Origin of the sequence: uncultured Hymenobacter sp. (assembly GCF_964242765.1) — a bacterium.
GTDB lineage: Bacteria > Bacteroidota > Bacteroidia > Cytophagales > Hymenobacteraceae > Hymenobacter.
In genome coordinates this window covers 14,793-30,606 of record NZ_CAXTBM010000051.1, presented here as the reverse complement: position 1 = coordinate 30,606, position 15,814 = coordinate 14,793, and the positions used below count along the sequence as shown (strand labels likewise).

Genomic DNA, 15,814 nt, shown 5'->3' with positions numbered 1-15,814 from the left:
GAGTGTAGCAGGGACGTTGCAAGCAACACGAAATAACTATCGGTTAAATATTGAGTCGCTTTCGTTCGTAGCTAAGCACTGTGAACACACCAATGCCGCCTTCCACCGTGCTTTTAATGGCCGATGGCTGCGAAAACGGATTACCATTCGCGTTGCGCGCATCGTTCACCGATTGCCGAAACAGGTAGTAAGGCTGGTCGAGATGATAGAGCGTCACGAAGAGCCTGTCGCCGGGGTCGAAGATATAGCTGGTGCCAAGGGTGAAGTTGGTGCCGTCGTTGAGACGGTCATCCACGTCGTAGTCCAGTACTGGATCGGCAGAAATGCTGTCGCGGTGAATTTGCAAGCGGTAGTAGTCGCCCACGCCGGCAGGGTCCTGGAAGTTGGTTAGCACGTAGGCTTCGCGCGATTCAGGCGGAAGATCGTTGTACTCGAATTCCAGCGAGTCGATGGGAATGCGAGTCGGCATGGTAGCCGAACCGGTTACGCGCCGGCCTTTCGTGTCTGATACTTCCAGCTTAAACGTGTCGCCGGGGCGGGCCACCAGTCGTCGCAAGCCAATATGAGTGAAGGCTTTGCCCGTAATACGATCATAGCCGGGGAAATACCGCAGTTCTTGCACCTGCCCGTTGGCCAGCGTGAGCCGGACCGTAACATCATCGGGCACTACTGGGTCGGGATTGGAAAGGTAGGGCACGGTTTCCGTCACGGTGAGGCGCGGGATTTGGCCGTTTTCAAGGTAGCACTCCACCACCAACTGCGCAGGTAGAACAGGCAAGTCCACGTCAATTTCCTTCTGCAAGTCGCAGCTAGTAAAAGGCGCCAGCGCTAACAGCCAAGTCAGGCGCCAAGAAAGCAAATAGGTTTTCACTGAAACAGGCATACAAGCAAAAGCATAAATCCTGGAAATTAAAGTCGGCTGCGTCCGTGGTTAAAACTTGAAGTTGTAGGTTACGGCCGGAATGACGGGAAACAGCGACACCTGCCGGGCCCGATAACCAGTTACGGGCGCGTCGTCGTTTTCCCTTATCTGGTCGAAGTACACGAAATAGGGGTTGCGGCGGTTGTAGGCATTATAGACGCTGAATGTCAGGTCGGACTCTGAAAACCAGCGGTTGGGTTTCATGCGCCACACCACTCCTAAATCCAGCCGGTTGTAGGAGGCCAGACGATACGAGTTACGGTCGGGGTAAACTGGCACTGCTGCTGCCTCCCCCCCGAACACATCCTGCACGGCAAAGCGGCCCGCGGGTAGCGTAGTAGCATTACCTGTGGTGTACACGAAGGAGGCGGTCAGGTTCAGCCGCTCGTTGAGTTGATGCAAGAGTACCGCCGTAATATTGTGCCGACGGTCGTAGTTGGGGTAGAACACGCGGCCGCCATTGATGCCGCTGGTTCCGCGTTGCGGCGGAAATTGGCGCTTGCTCCACGATAGGGTGTAGCCGAGCCAGCCCGTTGTGCGGCCCGTTTTCTTTTCCAGATACAACTCGTTGCCGTAAGCCCACCCTTTGCCAAACAGGAACTCCGTATCCAGGTCCGGATTCACGAACAGCTGCGCGCCGTCCTTGAAGTCCACCTGATTCTGCGCCCATTTGTAATACACCTCATTGGTTAGCAAGTACTTGCCATCGCCAAGCAGGAAGCTGACGCCCGTGGCCACTTGCTGCGAGCGTTGTGGCTTCACCGATAGCCGGGATGGATACCAAATATCAGTGGGTAGCGTAGCGCCGGAGTTCGTGACCAGGTGCACGTACTGGTACATCAGGGCGTAGCTGGCTTTCAGCGAGGTTTTGGGCGTGATAGAGTAACGTGCGCCCGCGCGGGGTTCCAAACCACCATAGGCGTTGGAGCCGCTTTGAAAGCCGGTCAGTCGCAAACCGTATTCGAGTTGCCACTTGTCGGAAGGCTTGAAATTGTCGGAAGCATATACGGCACCTTCCTGCCCGCGATAATTCACGTCGGAGCCGATGTTGAGGCGGCCGTCGCCGGAGCCGGCTTGCAGGCGGCCCACCCCAAAGCGGTGGGTGGTGGCTTGCACTCCAAACTTGAGGGCGTGCTTGTCGTTGGGGGCGTAGTCGAGGTCGGTGCGGACGGAATAGTCCCGGATATCAGAGGCCAGATTAAAGCTGAACTGGTCTAGCTTGTTGGTCACGTCGTACTGATAGTCGGTGACGGAGACCGTCGTGTTGAGGTAAAGTCGCTTGTTGAAAACGTGGTTCCAGCGGGCTGCGCCCACCGAATTACCCCAAGTGAAGTTGAAGTCGAAGCCACCCTGCGAGGCAAAGCCAAAGGCATCGCGCCCATAGTAGCCACTCAAAAACACCTGGTCTTTGGGGCCCAGTGTGTAATTGGCTTTGGCGTTGAAGTCGTAGAAGTAATAGTCGGGAATGGGGTCGTATTCGGGGTCGTCGTCGTTGAGTTGGTTGATCTGGCGCGTGAAGACATCAAAATATGTGCGGCGGCCCGATACAATAAACGAGCCTTTGGCCGGTGCCGACGGTTGGTTGTCTTTCACTAGCGGGCCTTCCACCGTCAGGCGCGAAGAAATCAAGCCCAAGCCACCACTCACGCCAAGCTTCTCCTTGCTGCCTTCGCGCAGCTTCACATCAATTACCGACGACAGGCGCCCGCCATACTGGGCCGGAAAGCCGCCCTTATACAAGTCGACGCTGGCAATGGCATCCGGGTTGAACACCGAAAACAGACCGAATAGATGGCTCGGATTATACACCAGCGCATCATCGACGAGCACCAAGTTTTGGTCGCTGGAACCGCCGCGCACAAACAAACCGCTGGTGCCTTCGCCCCCGTTTTGCACGCCTGGCTTGAGTTGCAGGGTTTTTAGGATATCGACCTCGCCGAACAGAGCCGGCAGCAGCTTAGCTTCTTTGGCCGTGAGGCGCTCCACGCTCATTTGGGTGGTTTGCAGCTTCTGCTCTAGCGTGCCCGAGCCTTCCACTACCACCTCATTCAGCGTGTTAGTCGATTCCGGCAAGTTGAACGACACCTTCTGGTCGCGCGTGAGGTTCAGTTCTCGCGTCTGGTTTTGATAGCCAATAAAGGAAACCACTACCTGGTACCGGCCGGCGGGCAACACCAGCGAGTAGAAACCCGCCGCATCCGTAGTAACGCCCGAGCCCAGCGCGGGTACGGTAACCGAGGCGCCGGGCAAAATTTCCCGGTTGCTGGCAGTTCGCACGTAGCCGCTTAATTTATAACCACCCGTCGACTGAGCCGTTGCCGGGAGAATAAGTAGAAGGTTGAAAAAGCCGAGAACAAGTAATAGAACAGATAAACGCATTCGAGAAAAGTAAGTGCTGGCGCCCACAAAGGTAGGCGACGTAGTACCTAACGCCCTGCTCCACTGGATAGTTTGTAGCGCGACCGTTCCTTTTCTCACAAGAGGCACTTATCCGAGAAAGGGTTGTACTGCTTGGCTGAGCTGCGGGGCTGCTACCACGCCCGACTTCCGCCATACAGGCTGGCCTTTATGAAACAAAATCAGCGTTGGAATGCCCTGCACGCGGAACTGCTGCGCCGCCGCGGGGTTCCGGTCCACGTCTATCTTAACGATTTTGAGTTTGCCCTGGTGCTGCGCCGCCACCTGCTCGAGAATGGGTGCCATCGTTTTGCAGGGGCCACACCAATCAGCGTAGAAATCAACCAGTACCGGCATTCCAGGGCTATTGATAAGTTCGGAGAAAGATTTTTTCGGCATAAGGAGTGGCAGTTGGATGGGTTCGGCCGCAGGCTGTCGTCACAAAAGAATTTCACGACTTCATCTGAAATTTTTTGTTGACGAAATAGCAGCCGGGCTGTGCGCTTCATACGAAACCCGCGCCCTCACGTTCCGAAACCGATAAGCCTTACCGCAAAAAGGCCCGATGCGTGCGCATCGGGCCAGTTTAGAGTATACGTGTTGAATTATTTCTTTTTATCAACCACTATGGTAGTGATGTCGTTGGCTGTTTCGGGAAACGAGAATTTCCCCCCGACCACTTTTTTGCCTCCCACCTGACACTCCCAGGTATAAGCGCCCGGCAGGGCGCGGGCTGCTTCCCCTGTGTCCGCTTTAAAGTAATCGGGCTCAGACGGCTCGGAGGGAAAAATTACGTCAATGCCGTTTTGGCCATTGGCCACCTCTTTCACCAGGATGTATGCTTTGCCGTTGGTGGTATTGGTGACGACAAACTTAGCGGAGTAAGTACCTAGCGAGCCAAACTTATCCATAACGCCCAGCTTCATGAAAGCATCCGTGGATACCATCCAGGTTTGCGCTTGCGAAGCCGTTGGGGCCAGTAGCATCAGCGCTAGCCCCAACCCAACAATCCGTAGCAAAGAGATGAAACGATGAGGAAAAACAAGAGTAGAAACGCCCATAAGTAAAACGGTAAAGTGAGAAGGCAAAAAAAGAACAGAAAAGTGAAAAAAATAAGACGTTATTCTGCTAAACCATTTGAGTCCAACCAAATATAGAAGTATTTCGACTTCACTGATGCTATTGCGGCTGTTTTTTATCTGCCGCCGGGAAACTACTGCGGGGAGTGCAGATGTTTTCAAGGAGCTAATTATCATCGTTTTATGCCGCGTCGTTTAATTTCTGGTTTCCGGCCCGAACTTGCTGCATCTGCGGCTCCGCTTACTGGCAACTGTTGCGCTTTGTGCGAGCGGGAGGTGCAGCAATTGTCGCGGCACCACTTGGTGCCGCGTGAGGAGGGCGGCCGGCACGGTCCTACCGCCGATCTTTGCCAACCCTGCCACAGCAGCGTGCACCTACTGCTCGACAACAAAGAACTAGCTCGCCAGTACCACACTATTGAAGCGCTACGCAGCGCCGAGAAATTGCAGAAGTATCTGCACTGGATTCGCCGCAGCCGCGTAGAGCGAATTTCCAATCGGCGGGGGAGCAAGTGATTTCAAGAGTAGGGAAGAGTTTCAATTCTGATCTGCGGGCTTAGTTTTGCTGGCCAATCACCTGTCTGTTCTCAAGCACTTCGCTTTGCAAAAACGCTTCGTTTCTTTTCAACAGCTCCGCCAACAGCCCACCATTGTAGTAGACAGCGTGGGCTTAGGTGCCGTCCTCACGTTGGCGCATTGGCGCGGGGCTGCCACACCGGAGTTGTTGCGCGACGATACCAGTGCTGGTTCCGTGCTACGGGCTCTGCACGCGCCCCACACGCCCGGAATGGCAGCTACGGCGGTTACGGCCAATCATTTCGATGTAGACGGTTTCGTGGGCGTGTGGAGCTTGCTGAACCCGGAACTCGCCTTGCGCCACGAACAACTGCTCCGCCTCACCGCCACCCTCGGCGACTTTCGGGAGCTGGATTGGCAGAGCCCTTACGCTCGCCATGCTCTGCAACTGGTATGCTGGCTCAATGCCAAGGAAAAAGAGTTGTTTTATGTGCCGTTCGGGGCGCCTGCGCTGCGCCGCCGCGAAGACGAGGCTTCGGCAGAGAAATTCGAATGGTTTTTGCCCCGCTTTCAGGAGGTAGTGGAGAACCCCGAAGCAGCGCGCGCAGTGTGGGAGCCAGAGTACGAGCGGGTTCAACTGGCCACCGCTGTGCTACAAGGCCCAGATGCCACGATTACCCGCTATCCGGCAATTGGGCTGGTGGTGGTGCGGGCGCCGGCGCCACTGCCGTATTATGCACTGTTCGGACCCACGGCTGGCTTTGACATGGTGTTGGGAATCTATGATGGGCAGCGCTACGAATTCGAGTATAAGTACACCACTTGGGTGGACCTTGAAAGCCGTCCGACGCTGCCCCGCGTGCCGCTCGATGCCTTGGCCGCCCAGCTTGACGCGCGGGAACGAGCCCCGCACCGCTGGACCTTCGACGGCGTAACGGATACCGGCCCGTTGCTACGCCTGGCCGGTAAAAGCCTTGGTAAAGCGCAGCGCTACGCCGATCCTGATCAGCGGCCTATTCACGCTTCTTCTATTGCGCCGGGAGAGCTAGAGCAACTGGTAGTCGCTTTTTTTCAAAAGAAATACGCTGCTATTCAAGCAAAACGGTACTGGACCTGGGCAGAAATAAAAGCGGCTGGACAATAGCGAAAACTGCGCGCTACACTTCCCCGCCGAAGCCCACAATCTGCAACGAGCTGATGCCGCCGACGCCTTTGCACACATTGATTTGGGTGCTGACGCGCTCCTTTAGCGCCTCGACGTGAGAAATGATGCCAATGGTTTTGCCGGTGCCCTGCAAGGTTTCGAGCGCGGAAAGGGCGACGTCCAGGGCATCTGGGTCGAGAGTGCCGAAGCCTTCATCAATGAAGAGCGTATCAATTTGGGTGCGGTGGCTGGCCAACTCAGATAGTCCCAGGGCCAGGGCCAAGCTCACCAAGAAACTCTCCCCTCCTGACAACGAATTCATGCTGCGGCTGCTGCTCCCCTGGTACTCATCAACGATAAGCAAATCCAGGTGTTCTTGCGGGTTGCGCAGAATGCGGTATCGGTCGGTGAGGCGGTGCAAGTGGCGGTTAGCGAGGTCAGTGAGGCGGGCAAGGGTCAATCCTTGGGCGAATTCGCTGAACTTCTTGCCGTCGGCGGAGCCGATGACTTCGGCGAGTTGGCGCCAGCGCCGAGCTTCTTGCTCCTGAGTTGAAAGCTGCTCTGCCAGGGCAGCGTGGCGTTCCTGGCCGCTGCGGTGGTCGTGCAGGCGCTGTTGCCGCTGGCCTAGTTGCTGATTGAGGGCGGCTAACTGCTGGTTGCTGGCGGTTAGCTGCTGTTCTATAAACTCCAAGGGCTCCTCGGTGAGGGCGCGGGCTTGCTCTTGGTGGAGCTGCTGCGCCAAGTCGGTGAGGGTCTGCTGGATGACGGCCAGCGCCTGCTCGTGCCGTTGGAGTTGGTCGGCGAGGCGGCGTACTTCCGGGTCGGGGAGGAGCAGGGCCGTGAGGGCGGTAGGATCCGGAGTGAGGCCAGCAACGGTGAGGGCGGCCGTAAGCGTGGTGTGCTGTTGCTCCCGAAGCTGCTGCTGCAACTGAGCGTCTTGCTCTCGCTGCTGCTGCTGGGTGGTTGCCAGCGCTAACGCAGTTTCGTGCTGCTGAAGCGCCTGCTCGGCCTGTTGCCGCCGGGTTTCCGTTTGGCGCACCGCTTCTTCTAGCTGCTCGCGCGCCTGGGCTACGTTGGGGCCGGCAAAAAGCTCCTGCCGCTGGCGCTCTTGCGCCTGAATGGCATTGTACTGGTCGAGCACAGTTTGCTTACGGGCGCGCAGCCAAGCGTCTAACTCGGTTTTCTGCCGCTCGGTTTCACTCGCGGTTACACTTACGCCGCTCAACTCGTTGGTGGCTTTGTCGCGCTGCTGTTGCTTATCGGTAAACTCCAGAATGCGTAGGCGGGCTTGCTCCATCAGGGCGCGGCCGTTTTCCTCGGTGAAGACCATGCCGAAGTTTTCGAGCTGACTTTGAATCATCATTCGGGCCGCTGGGCCACGTTCCTCGGCATCAGTTAGTTCTGTTTCCAGCTTTAATACCACCTGCGCGTACTCTTGCTGCTGGCGCGTGGCTGCTTCCTGCTCGGTGGTAGCCTGCAAGAGGTGCTGGTTGGTGGCATTGTGTTGGTCGCGCAGGTCCTTCAACTCCTGCACCACGGCTTTCACTTCTTCGGCCGCCATCTTCTCCCCCGATTCGGGCAAGAGCTGAATGGTAGCTGCTGGCACTTCCGCTGGCTCGGAGCCGGCTTGCTCCAGCATGGTAACGTAGGTGTTGAGGCGATTGAAGCGCGTGCCTAAGGCCCGCACCCGCTGGCTCATCTCTTCCTCGCGTTGCCGGTCGTGTTGAAAGGAATCTTCGCTCACGCCGAGCACACCCGCTAGGTACGGGTGTTCGGTGGCCCCGCATACCGGGCACGGCTGGCCAAGCTCCAGGAGTTGCCGCGTATCGGTGTGCGACAAAATCAACTGCTGCATTTGAAGGCTGCGGCGCAGATCGTCCCAATGCTGCTGTTCTTTTTCCTGCTCGCGCACCAAGCTAGCCACGTGGTAGCGCAGGCGGTGCAGCCAGGCATTGCGGGTGTCGAGGGTGGTTTGCTGGCGGGTAGTGAGGGTTTGTAGGTGGTGGCGGGCCTCAGCGGCAACCTGCTGATGCCGGGTAGCCGCCTCGGTGGCTTGCTGTTGGCGCTGGCGAGCTTCGTAGAGGCGCTGGCGTAACTGGCCGACTTCCGCTTTCAGATGCTCCCACTGCTGCAAGCTGGCCGAAAGGTCGGGTAGCGTCTCGTTTAGCTCGCTTACGTTGGCGTTCAGTTCCAGCCACTTAGTTAGCTCGCGCACCTGCTCGTGCAGGGCGCGAGTGCGGGTAGCGGCTTGTTCGGCCGTGGCTTTCAACGACTTACAAAGCTCGTTTTTTTGCTCGTATTCTTCTTTTGCCAGTTGTAGCTGCTTGTTGGCTGCGCGCATCGAATTATCTAGCAGCTCGGCTTCCCGCAGCTTGGGCTCTTGCTGCTGGCGGGTGGTGGTGGCAGATTCGTAGGCTTGTTGCGCGGTGGTGCGAGCGGTAGCAGCCGTGTCGCGGAGCTGCTGTAGCTGCGGGAGGCGCTGCCGAAACTGCTCGGCCTCTTGGCGCAGCCGGCTGATGTGCGCATCAGACTGCCGAAGCAAGGCCCAGTCGGTGGCAAAGGGGGCCGCTTGGGTGTGTAACGCGAGGCGCTGCTTCAGGGGGGTAAGGGTGTCGGCTTGGGCCGTTAGCTGGAGCTGGCGGGCGTGGCTTTCCTGGTGGCGCGTGCGCAGCTCCTGCAAGCGCCGCAGCCAGGTTTGAGTTTCCTGAAGCTTTTGCCGGGAAACGGTGGTTTCGTCGAGCTGCTGTTGCAACTGCCGGATTTCTATTTCTAAAAGGGCCACTTCCTCGGGTGAGAGCAGCACCACGCCCGCTAGCCCGGTACGCAGGGTTTCCACTTGCTGCGCTTCCTGCTTGGCTTTCTCGAAGGCGGCTCGCGAAATATCAGAGTACTTCTTGGTGTCGGTAATCTTTTCCAGGAGCTGCGCCCGCTCGCCGGCCGTGGCTTTCAGAAACTTGGTGAAGTCGCCCTGGGCCAACAGCACCGAGCGCAGAAACTGCCGGTACTCCAGCCCGCTCAGTTCTGCCACCCGCGGCGGCACCTTCGACTTGTAGGTTTCCAGAAACGGCCAGGTTTCCTGGCCGTCGTCGGCTACTTTTCGCTCGCTTAGCTCCATGCGCGGGTCTTGGAGCTTGCCTTCGGGGCGCTTGCGGGCGCGGTATTGGCCCCACTTCGAGCGGTACTGCTGGCCGTTCACTTCAAACTCCACCTCGGCCCAGCTCTCGCCGGTGCCGTGGCTCATTACTTGCTCGGGGCCGCTGGTTTCGTGGCGCGGCACCTGCCCGTAGAGGGCCAGCGTAATGGCATCGAGAATGGTGGTCTTGCCGGCCCCCGTAGCTCCCGTAATAGCAAACAACCCGGCTTCCGAAAGCGGCGTCACGCTGAAATCAACGCTGTGCTCTCCGCGCAAGGAGTTGATATTGAAGAAGCTAACGCGGAGAATTTTCATGAAAATAACCGACTAGAGGAGAAATCGGGATATTAATGTAAAGCGCAGCATAGTGCATCTGTTCGCGTAACGACCAGATAAATCGGCGTTCAAGGGCGAAGCATCGGCAGCAAGAAAGCAAGAACTACCCACGCCATCAAACGTCGGGCTTCACCAACCCAAACGAAAGCTTGACCTAGCGTCGCTCATGGTTTTAAACCACGAAAATACTGTAAAATGCTAGGAGTATTGTTAGGTTTAGTTTCGCGTTAGAGGGACTCGTTGAACTGCCACAAGACTTTCGCTCTACTGGGGGACGCCAAAATTGGGGGAGCTGTCCTCGTGCCAAGTGAAAGGTTTCGCTCGAATTTGCCGCGCCCAACCCGCTTGGCTGCGGCGGGCAGCGTGGTAGATGATGTAGTCCTGCTGGTTGATTTCAACGAAGCAAGCATGGCCCGGTCCGAAAATGGAATCCGTCTTCGAAAATACCGGTTTGGGTTCCTTGCGCCACGAAGCTGGATCTAGTACATCACCGCCCAGGTAAGTGAGCTGGCCCAAGCAATAGTCATCGGTCCAACTACCACTGGCCGAGTAAATAAGGAAGATGCGGCCGTTGCGGGTTAGCACCTGCGGGCCTTCATTCACGTGAGGGTATCCTTGTTTTTCCCAGTGATATTCGGGCCGGGAAATACAGACTCGGTCAGACGCAATAGTCCACGGGTCGCTCATGCGGGCGATGTAGATATTCTGGCTGACGTTGGTAAATCCTTCCCACCCCGACCAAACAAAGTACTGCTGCCCATCGTGCGGCGTAGCGAGTACCGTACCGTCAATGGCCCAGCGGTCGGTGGGAACGTCGAGCTTGCCTTTGAACTCGTAGTCGCCTTGCGGGGCGTTGGAGGTGCCGGCAAGGGCATAAAGCCGCTCCTCCCCGTTTTTAGCGTTGTAAAGAGCGAAATAGAGGTACCATTTCCCGTCAATTAGCTGCAACTCGGGGGCCCATATCTCCACAAAATCAGGCGTGGTCCCTTGGTTGCCCGGCCATACCTCAACGAATTCGGCAGTAGCCATTTCCGTTAAGTTGGAAAACTTGCTTACTAGAATTTTCTGCTTGAACCGGTCAACGGTGCAGTAGTATAGCTTGTTTTGGTGCGAAATAACCCACGGGTCTTCTCCGTCATCTACCAGCACGTGCGTTTGGTCGCCGCTTGGGGGCAGCGCCCGCGCATTCTTCGTTAGCTCGTTTATTTCCGCTACGGTCATCGGCGCTAAATGCGCCTCCTGATAAATATGGTCGTCAGGTAGAGGCATGCTCGCAGTAAGTAAATTATTGGCGCTAGGTAGTAAGGCCAAACGGCCAGTTCTCCTCCCCGGCTGAGGAGAACTGGCCGTTTGGCTTCTACGCCTCACCCATCATCAGCCCCTCGATGGTATGGCCCTGCTCGATAATTTCTAACTCGTCAACTAACCGGCAGGTAAGGTGCTGCTTGAGACCTTCGGGTAGCGTTTGGTAGAAGGCCCGGGTGATTTGCAGATCGTGGCGCTCGGCGTTGTTGGCCGTGGGCGCATCCACGCCGAGTACCAGCGCCGGCCGGGCTTTATTGGAATAGTTGGCCGTGCCGCGGTGAATGGTCAGGGCCGAGCGGGCCGAAATATCGCCCATCTGGGGCATTTTGCGCTGAGCCCGCTGCTCGTAGCGGGGGCTGTTGGCTTTGGGTGGAAACATGTCATGTTCGAAATCAATTGGCAGGTCCCACTGCGTGCCGGGAGCTACTTCGAACGGACCCATGTCCTCGGTTACGTCCACGGTGGTGAGATTGAAGGCCAGCGAGTTGAGTCGGCGGCCAATAAGCGTATCGTCGGGGGCGGGGAAGTCGCGGTGCCAGGGCTGATTCACGGCGCCGGGGTTGGGCACGTCGAAGCCGATTTCCACGATTTTATAGTCCGGTCCGAGCACTGCCTCGCACACGGTTGTCACCCACGGGTGCGTGGCCAGCTCCACGAAGCCACGGATGTCTTCGGGATGAACTTCGACGTAATGGCGTTTGGGGCCGCGGCCTAACGCGCCGCCCGGCCGCTTAAGCGCCGCTTCGTACAACCCGGCAATGTCCTCGCCGAGCTGCTGCACCCATTCGCGGCTGAAAGCGCCCTTAAAGCCGATAATACCGTCGCCGTAGAGCCCGCCCATGATTTGAGCAACGTCGTAGGCGGTTTTGGCGGGATTGATTAACTGCGCTGTTTCCATAGTTCTTTGCCGTTAGATTGTTATTTAATGCACTCTCAACTTCACACCGTGCCTATACGCCGTACCACAAATTGGAACTGCTAGCAAGGTCTACTTCGCTAAATGCCGCATACTAGAATTGTAGGTCAGCCTGCATATGAAAATAGTAGTGGTGTTTTGGTTTGCTAGTAAGCAACAAAAGCTAGCCTTTGTGACTGTACTTTTAAAAGTAAAGTCCTTCAACAACAAGTAACTCCTATTTTCGCTGCTTGCAAAAGCAAAATGAGCGAACTGCTTCTGAAGGTGGAGAACTGAAACTTCAAGGTATAGCAATATTCTGGGTCTATTAATATCATATGAAAGTAGTGATTTTACCACTTATAGGCGTTTGTCTGTTAAGCACTCGACTAGCCTTTAGTCAGTCGCCAGCAACCATTCCGTTAGATGTGGCAGTGGCCGATTCATTGGATCAACTTCCGTTGAAAAGCTTGCTGCCTGCCATAAACTATTGGGGTCCCGACCGTGGAATAATGCCTAAAGACAAGGGTATTATCTATGGTAGTTGCGTGCAGCGATTGGGTTTTAGTAGCGGCGGCTTCGGCCAATACGTCCGGTTGTATAATCTTACTTCAGGAAAGGCGATGCGTTTAGAGGTAAAACCCGCTTTCAAGTCGGCCAAGCAGAACTTGTTCTGTGTTGCGCTGCCGCCTGGCCGTTATGCATTGCACCTTTACGAATACACGGAAAGCAAGTGGTACGGCGGTGAGATGCAAGTAGAAAATATTCGCAAAACCGATTCAACAGCTGTCAGGGCAGTTAACACAGCAGCCACACGATATGTGTTCACAATAGTACCTGGCGAGTTGCACTATCTGGGTACCTGGCACCTCGATAAAGCGGGTCAGCCCTATTTCTCAGACGATAAAATTACCACTGATGAGCACCTGCGTCGTACTTATAAAAAGCTCGACCTTGACAAGGCCCAATTGGTTGTGCCGAGGTGAATTGTCTCGTTGAAATTTCGCACTTCGAAAGTGAATAACCAGAGAAATGGCTCTGGAAAAGAGTACCGCTATTGCCGGGCTTACTACTTATTCTTTCGGCAGTGATATTCTGCAACTTAGAAGAATATTAATAGCGACACAGATGAATGTATTGCTTCGTCTGTGTTGCTATTAACGTGATAGATTCTTTAATGCTCCTTATGAATTTGAGAATAAGGATGAGTAAAGAGGATCATTGCACTCGTGCAGAGTCAGATAATCCCAGTGGACAAAGCTACTTGTTTGCTATGTTGCCAACCATTGAAACGCCCCGCCTGTTACTGCGCAAAATCGAACTAACCGACGCGCCCGGCATTCTGGCGTTGGACTCCGACCCCGACGTATTGCGCTACGTGCCGAACGCGCCCATCAGCACCTTGGCCGAGGCTACGGGCATTGTTGAACACATCCGGGCGCAGTATCAGCGCAACGGTATCGGGCGCTGGGCGGTGAAGCGTAAGACCGATGGCGCGTTTGTTGGCTGGTGCGGGCTGAAGCTGGTCGATGATGCCGTAACCAACGGGCACACCAACTACTACGACATCGGTTACCGCCTACTAGCTCAGTACTGGGGCAGCGGCTACGCCTCGGAAGCAGCCGAAGCCAGCTTGCGTTACGGGTTCGAGGTGCTGCAACTGCCCGTTATCAATGCCACCGTGATGCACGAGAACCTGGCGTCGCGCCGAATTTTGGAAAAACTTGGGCTGGCGCGCACGGGTGAGTTTACGGAGGTTGATGGCGCCGCGTGGTACTGGTATGAGAAGGGAAATAAGTTTACTTAAACTCGCGCTAGAATTAGTTCTGACTCTCCTTTCCAACCTACCCGCCCCATGAAATCCTGCCTGCTCGTCTTCCTGTTCGCCCTTACCACCGTCACCTACGCTCAAACTACTCCCGTCAAGGTTGAAGTAAAGCAAGCCAATGGCCGCTATGAGCTGTTGCGCGGCGGTAAACCGTATTTTATTAATGGCGCAGGCGGCGGGCAGTTTCCGGAGCGCATCAAAGCTTACGGCGGCAACTCGGTGCGCACCTGGGGCACTGGTGGCGCGGCTAAGGTGCTGGCGGAGGCCAACAAAAACGGCCTTACCGTGATGCTGGGGCTCGATGTGGCCCGGGAGCGGCACGGTTTCGATTACAACAACCCGCAGGCCGTAGCCGAGCAGCTACAGAAGGTACGCGCCGAAGTCCTGAAGTACAAGGACGACCCGGCCGTACTGTTTTGGGGCATCGGCAACGAGCTGAACCTGGAATATACCAACCCCAAAGTCTGGGATGCCGTGCAGCAGATTGCCCAGATGATCCACGAAGTAGACCCCAACCACCCCACGAGCACCGTGCTGGCCGGCCTCAACCAGAAAGAAGTCGACTACATCAAGGCGAAGTGCCCGGCCGTGGATATTCTCAGCATCAACACTTATGCCGGGCTGGCCGCCATTCCGCAGCAGGTGCGCACCACCGGCTGGACCGGCCCCTACGTGGTAGCCGAATGGGGCCCTACTGGCCACTGGGAAAGCCCCGTTACGCCCTGGAAGGCCTCAGTGGAAGAAACCAGCAGCCAGAAAGCCGCCGTATATCAGAGTCGCTACGAAGCTTCGGTGGCCAAAGACAAAACCCAGTGCCTGGGCACCTACGTGTTTCTGTGGGGCCAGAAGCAGGAGCGCACGCCCACCTGGTACGGCATCTTCACCGAAGACGGCAAGGAGTCGGAAGTGGTGGATGTGATGCAGTACCTGTGGAGCGGGCAGTGGCCCCAAAACCGCGCCCCGCACCTAACCGATTTTCGCCTCGATGGCAAACGGGCCACGGATAACGTATATCTGCAACCCGGCCAGAGCTACCCGGTTACGGCCACCGTCACCGACCCCAACAAAGACGAGCTTACGTACCGGTGGGAGCTGCTCCCGGAAAGCACCGATCTGAAGTCTGGCGGCGACCGGGAAAGCCGCCCCACCGCTATTCCAGGTATGGTTCCGGCCGGAGCCAAGGCCCAAACGGCCCTGAAAGCCCCCACCCAAGAAGGCGCGTACCGCCTATTCGTCTATGCCTACGACGGCCACGACAATGTAGCCACGGCTAATATTCCGTTCTTCGTGAAGCAGAAGTAGCAACTGGCTTGTTCGGGAGGCCAAATAGTTCTCCTGGTTGATCAGGTTTACCACCAGCGTCACCATAGTGTCCTTATCCTCGGGCTTGCTCTCAGCAATGAGCAGGGTGAGGGCCACCAGCGCATTGTCGGCGAGGCGGCGGGAGCCGTCGGGCTTGTAGAGGCAGTGGTTTCGGTCGAGGAACCAGACGAACAGGAACGCGGCAATGCGCTTGTTGCCGTCGGAGAAGGAGTGATTTTTCACTACGAAGTAGAGCAGGTTGGCCGCTTTTTCTTCCACGCTTGGGTACAGGTCTTCGCCCCCGAAGTTTTGGTAGATAGCGCGCACCGAGCTTAAACCGAGGCGTCTTTCTCGCGGCCAAACAGAGCACTGCCGCCGAACTGCTTCCGCAAGCCTTCCACGGCCTCCAGACCCGCCTCGTACGTCAGCGCAAAAGGCTCGTCGGAAGCAGTAGCGCGCACGCGTAGGCGCTGGTGGTCGTATTGGTCGAGCACGTCGAGGGCGCGGGCGTAGTCGCTGAGCACCCGCAGCAGCGTATTCGATTGGTCGGAGGTTAGCTCCTGGCTGGTCGCCACTTCGCTTTGTAGTTGCACCAGCCGCTTGAGGTCGGCAAGTTGACGGACACTTTCTTGCAGGCGCAGTTCATTCAGCGCATAGCCCTGCACCAGATACTGCCGCAATACCTGCGTCGCCCACTGCCGGAAATGCGTGCCACGCAACGACTTCACGCGGTAGCCGACCGAAATAATAACGTCGAGGTTGTAGTGTTTGACGCGGTAGTTTTTACCGTCAGCGGCAGTTGGTAAGGATTCCTTACCAACTGCAATTTCTTCTAATTCACCTTCCTTGAAGACGTTGCGCAAATGCATAGTGACGTTAGGCCGAGAAACGTCAAACAGGTCGGCCATCAGGGCCTGCGTCAGCCAGACGGTTTCGTTTTGCAGTTGCACCTAGAGC

Annotated in this window: 14 protein-coding genes; 5 read left to right on the top strand and 9 right to left on the bottom strand. The window is 56.6% G+C overall.

The annotated features are described in order from the left end of the window. Positions 1-43: 43 nt before the first annotated feature. The 4 genes from ACFE7X_RS18730 to ACFE7X_RS18715 all read right to left on the bottom strand — a co-directional run bounded on the left by ACFE7X_RS18730 (position 44) and on the right by ACFE7X_RS18715 (position 4,338). On the bottom strand, positions 44-883 hold the full coding sequence (locus ACFE7X_RS18730; RefSeq protein WP_375437215.1) for a DUF4249 domain-containing protein: 840 nt from the start codon (positions 881-883) through the stop codon (positions 44-46). Positions 884-931: 48 nt separating this feature from the next. After that, on the bottom strand, positions 932-3,301 hold the full coding sequence (locus ACFE7X_RS18725) for a TonB-dependent receptor domain-containing protein (protein WP_375437214.1): 2,370 nt from the start codon (positions 3,299-3,301) through the stop codon (positions 932-934). A 108-nt stretch (positions 3,302-3,409) separates the two neighbouring features. Beyond that, on the bottom strand, positions 3,410-3,718 hold the full coding sequence (gene trxA / locus ACFE7X_RS18720) for a thioredoxin (RefSeq protein WP_375437213.1): 309 nt from the start codon (positions 3,716-3,718) through the stop codon (positions 3,410-3,412). 206 nt (positions 3,719-3,924) lie between these two features. Then, entirely contained in the window at positions 3,925-4,338 is a 414-nt protein-coding gene (locus ACFE7X_RS18715; RefSeq protein ID WP_375437212.1) for a hypothetical protein, read from the bottom strand. A gap of 243 nt (positions 4,339-4,581) precedes the next feature. Between ACFE7X_RS18715 and ACFE7X_RS18710 the strand changes: the two genes are divergently transcribed. Together ACFE7X_RS18710 and ACFE7X_RS18705 are read left to right on the top strand one after the other, a co-directional pair. After that, positions 4,582-4,914 carry an HNH endonuclease gene (locus tag ACFE7X_RS18710; protein WP_375437211.1) on the top strand — a complete coding sequence of 111 codons (333 nt, stop codon included), beginning with the start codon at positions 4,582-4,584 and terminating at the stop codon, positions 4,912-4,914. 85 nt (positions 4,915-4,999) lie between these two features. Continuing rightward, positions 5,000-6,058: a DUF6687 family protein gene (locus tag ACFE7X_RS18705; protein WP_375437210.1), complete on the top strand. Its 1,059-nt coding sequence runs from the start codon at positions 5,000-5,002 to the stop codon at positions 6,056-6,058. A 13-nt stretch (positions 6,059-6,071) separates the two neighbouring features. Here ACFE7X_RS18705 and ACFE7X_RS18700 read toward each other — a convergent pair whose 3' ends face one another. From ACFE7X_RS18700 to ACFE7X_RS18690, 3 genes are all read right to left on the bottom strand, one after another. Then, positions 6,072-9,506, bottom strand: coding sequence for an AAA family ATPase (locus ACFE7X_RS18700; protein ID WP_375437209.1), 3,435 nt, complete (start codon positions 9,504-9,506; stop codon positions 6,072-6,074). 285 nt (positions 9,507-9,791) lie between these two features. Continuing rightward, positions 9,792-10,796, bottom strand: a complete 1,005-nt coding sequence (locus ACFE7X_RS18695; RefSeq protein WP_375437208.1) for a glycoside hydrolase family 43 protein — start codon at positions 10,794-10,796, stop codon at positions 9,792-9,794. An 88-nt stretch (positions 10,797-10,884) separates the two neighbouring features. After that, a complete protein-coding gene (locus ACFE7X_RS18690; protein WP_375437207.1) occupies positions 10,885-11,730 on the bottom strand; it encodes a phytanoyl-CoA dioxygenase family protein in 846 nt (281 codons plus the stop codon). Positions 11,731-12,065: 335 nt separating this feature from the next. Here ACFE7X_RS18690 and ACFE7X_RS18685 point away from each other — a divergent pair, with 335 nt between their 5' ends. The 3 genes from ACFE7X_RS18685 to ACFE7X_RS18675 all read left to right on the top strand — a co-directional run bounded on the left by ACFE7X_RS18685 (position 12,066) and on the right by ACFE7X_RS18675 (position 14,857). Continuing rightward, positions 12,066-12,713, top strand: coding sequence for a hypothetical protein (locus tag ACFE7X_RS18685; protein ID WP_375437206.1), 648 nt, complete (start codon positions 12,066-12,068; stop codon positions 12,711-12,713). Positions 12,714-13,000: 287 nt separating this feature from the next. Beyond that, positions 13,001-13,534: a GNAT family N-acetyltransferase gene (locus tag ACFE7X_RS18680; RefSeq protein WP_375437205.1), complete on the top strand. Its 534-nt coding sequence runs from the start codon at positions 13,001-13,003 to the stop codon at positions 13,532-13,534. A gap of 48 nt (positions 13,535-13,582) precedes the next feature. Then, the gene (locus ACFE7X_RS18675) at positions 13,583-14,857 is read left to right on the top strand and encodes a glycoside hydrolase family 2 TIM barrel-domain containing protein (RefSeq protein WP_375437204.1); all 1,275 of its coding nucleotides are present in this window, start codon (positions 13,583-13,585) and stop codon (positions 14,855-14,857) included. Here ACFE7X_RS18675 and ACFE7X_RS18670 read toward each other — a convergent pair. Further along, the gene (locus tag ACFE7X_RS18670; RefSeq protein WP_375437203.1) at positions 14,783-15,184 is read right to left on the bottom strand and encodes a type II toxin-antitoxin system death-on-curing family toxin; all 402 of its coding nucleotides are present in this window, start codon (positions 15,182-15,184) and stop codon (positions 14,783-14,785) included. The two genes, ACFE7X_RS18675 and ACFE7X_RS18670, sit on opposite strands and share 75 nt — an antisense overlap. Positions 15,185-15,189: 5 nt before the next feature. Further along, positions 15,190-15,807 carry a virulence RhuM family protein gene (locus ACFE7X_RS18665; protein ID WP_375437202.1) on the bottom strand — a complete coding sequence of 206 codons (618 nt, stop codon included), beginning with the start codon at positions 15,805-15,807 and terminating at the stop codon, positions 15,190-15,192. Positions 15,808-15,814 lie beyond the last annotated feature (7 nt).

Bases quoted from the DNA above. Each gene is read 5' to 3' on its own strand.
- ACFE7X_RS18730 (WP_375437215.1), bottom strand. From the start codon at position 883: ATGCCTGTTTCAGTGAAAACCTATTTGCTTTCTTGGCGCCTGACTTGG.
- ACFE7X_RS18725 (WP_375437214.1), bottom strand. From the start codon at position 3,301: ATGCGTTTATCTGTTCTATTACTTGTTCTCGGCTTTTTCAACCTTCTA.
- trxA (WP_375437213.1), bottom strand. From the start codon at position 3,718: ATGCCGAAAAAATCTTTCTCCGAACTTATCAATAGCCCTGGAATGCCG.
- ACFE7X_RS18710 (WP_375437211.1), top strand. From the start codon at position 4,582: ATGCCGCGTCGTTTAATTTCTGGTTTCCGGCCCGAACTTGCTGCATCT.
- ACFE7X_RS18700 (WP_375437209.1), bottom strand. From the start codon at position 9,506: ATGAAAATTCTCCGCGTTAGCTTCTTCAATATCAACTCCTTGCGCGGA.
- ACFE7X_RS18695 (WP_375437208.1), bottom strand. From the start codon at position 10,796: ATGCCTCTACCTGACGACCATATTTATCAGGAGGCGCATTTAGCGCCG.
- ACFE7X_RS18690 (WP_375437207.1), bottom strand. From the start codon at position 11,730: ATGGAAACAGCGCAGTTAATCAATCCCGCCAAAACCGCCTACGACGTT.
- ACFE7X_RS18685 (WP_375437206.1), top strand. From the start codon at position 12,066: ATGAAAGTAGTGATTTTACCACTTATAGGCGTTTGTCTGTTAAGCACT.
- ACFE7X_RS18680 (WP_375437205.1), top strand. From the start codon at position 13,001: ATGTTGCCAACCATTGAAACGCCCCGCCTGTTACTGCGCAAAATCGAA.
- ACFE7X_RS18675 (WP_375437204.1), top strand. From the start codon at position 13,583: ATGAAATCCTGCCTGCTCGTCTTCCTGTTCGCCCTTACCACCGTCACC.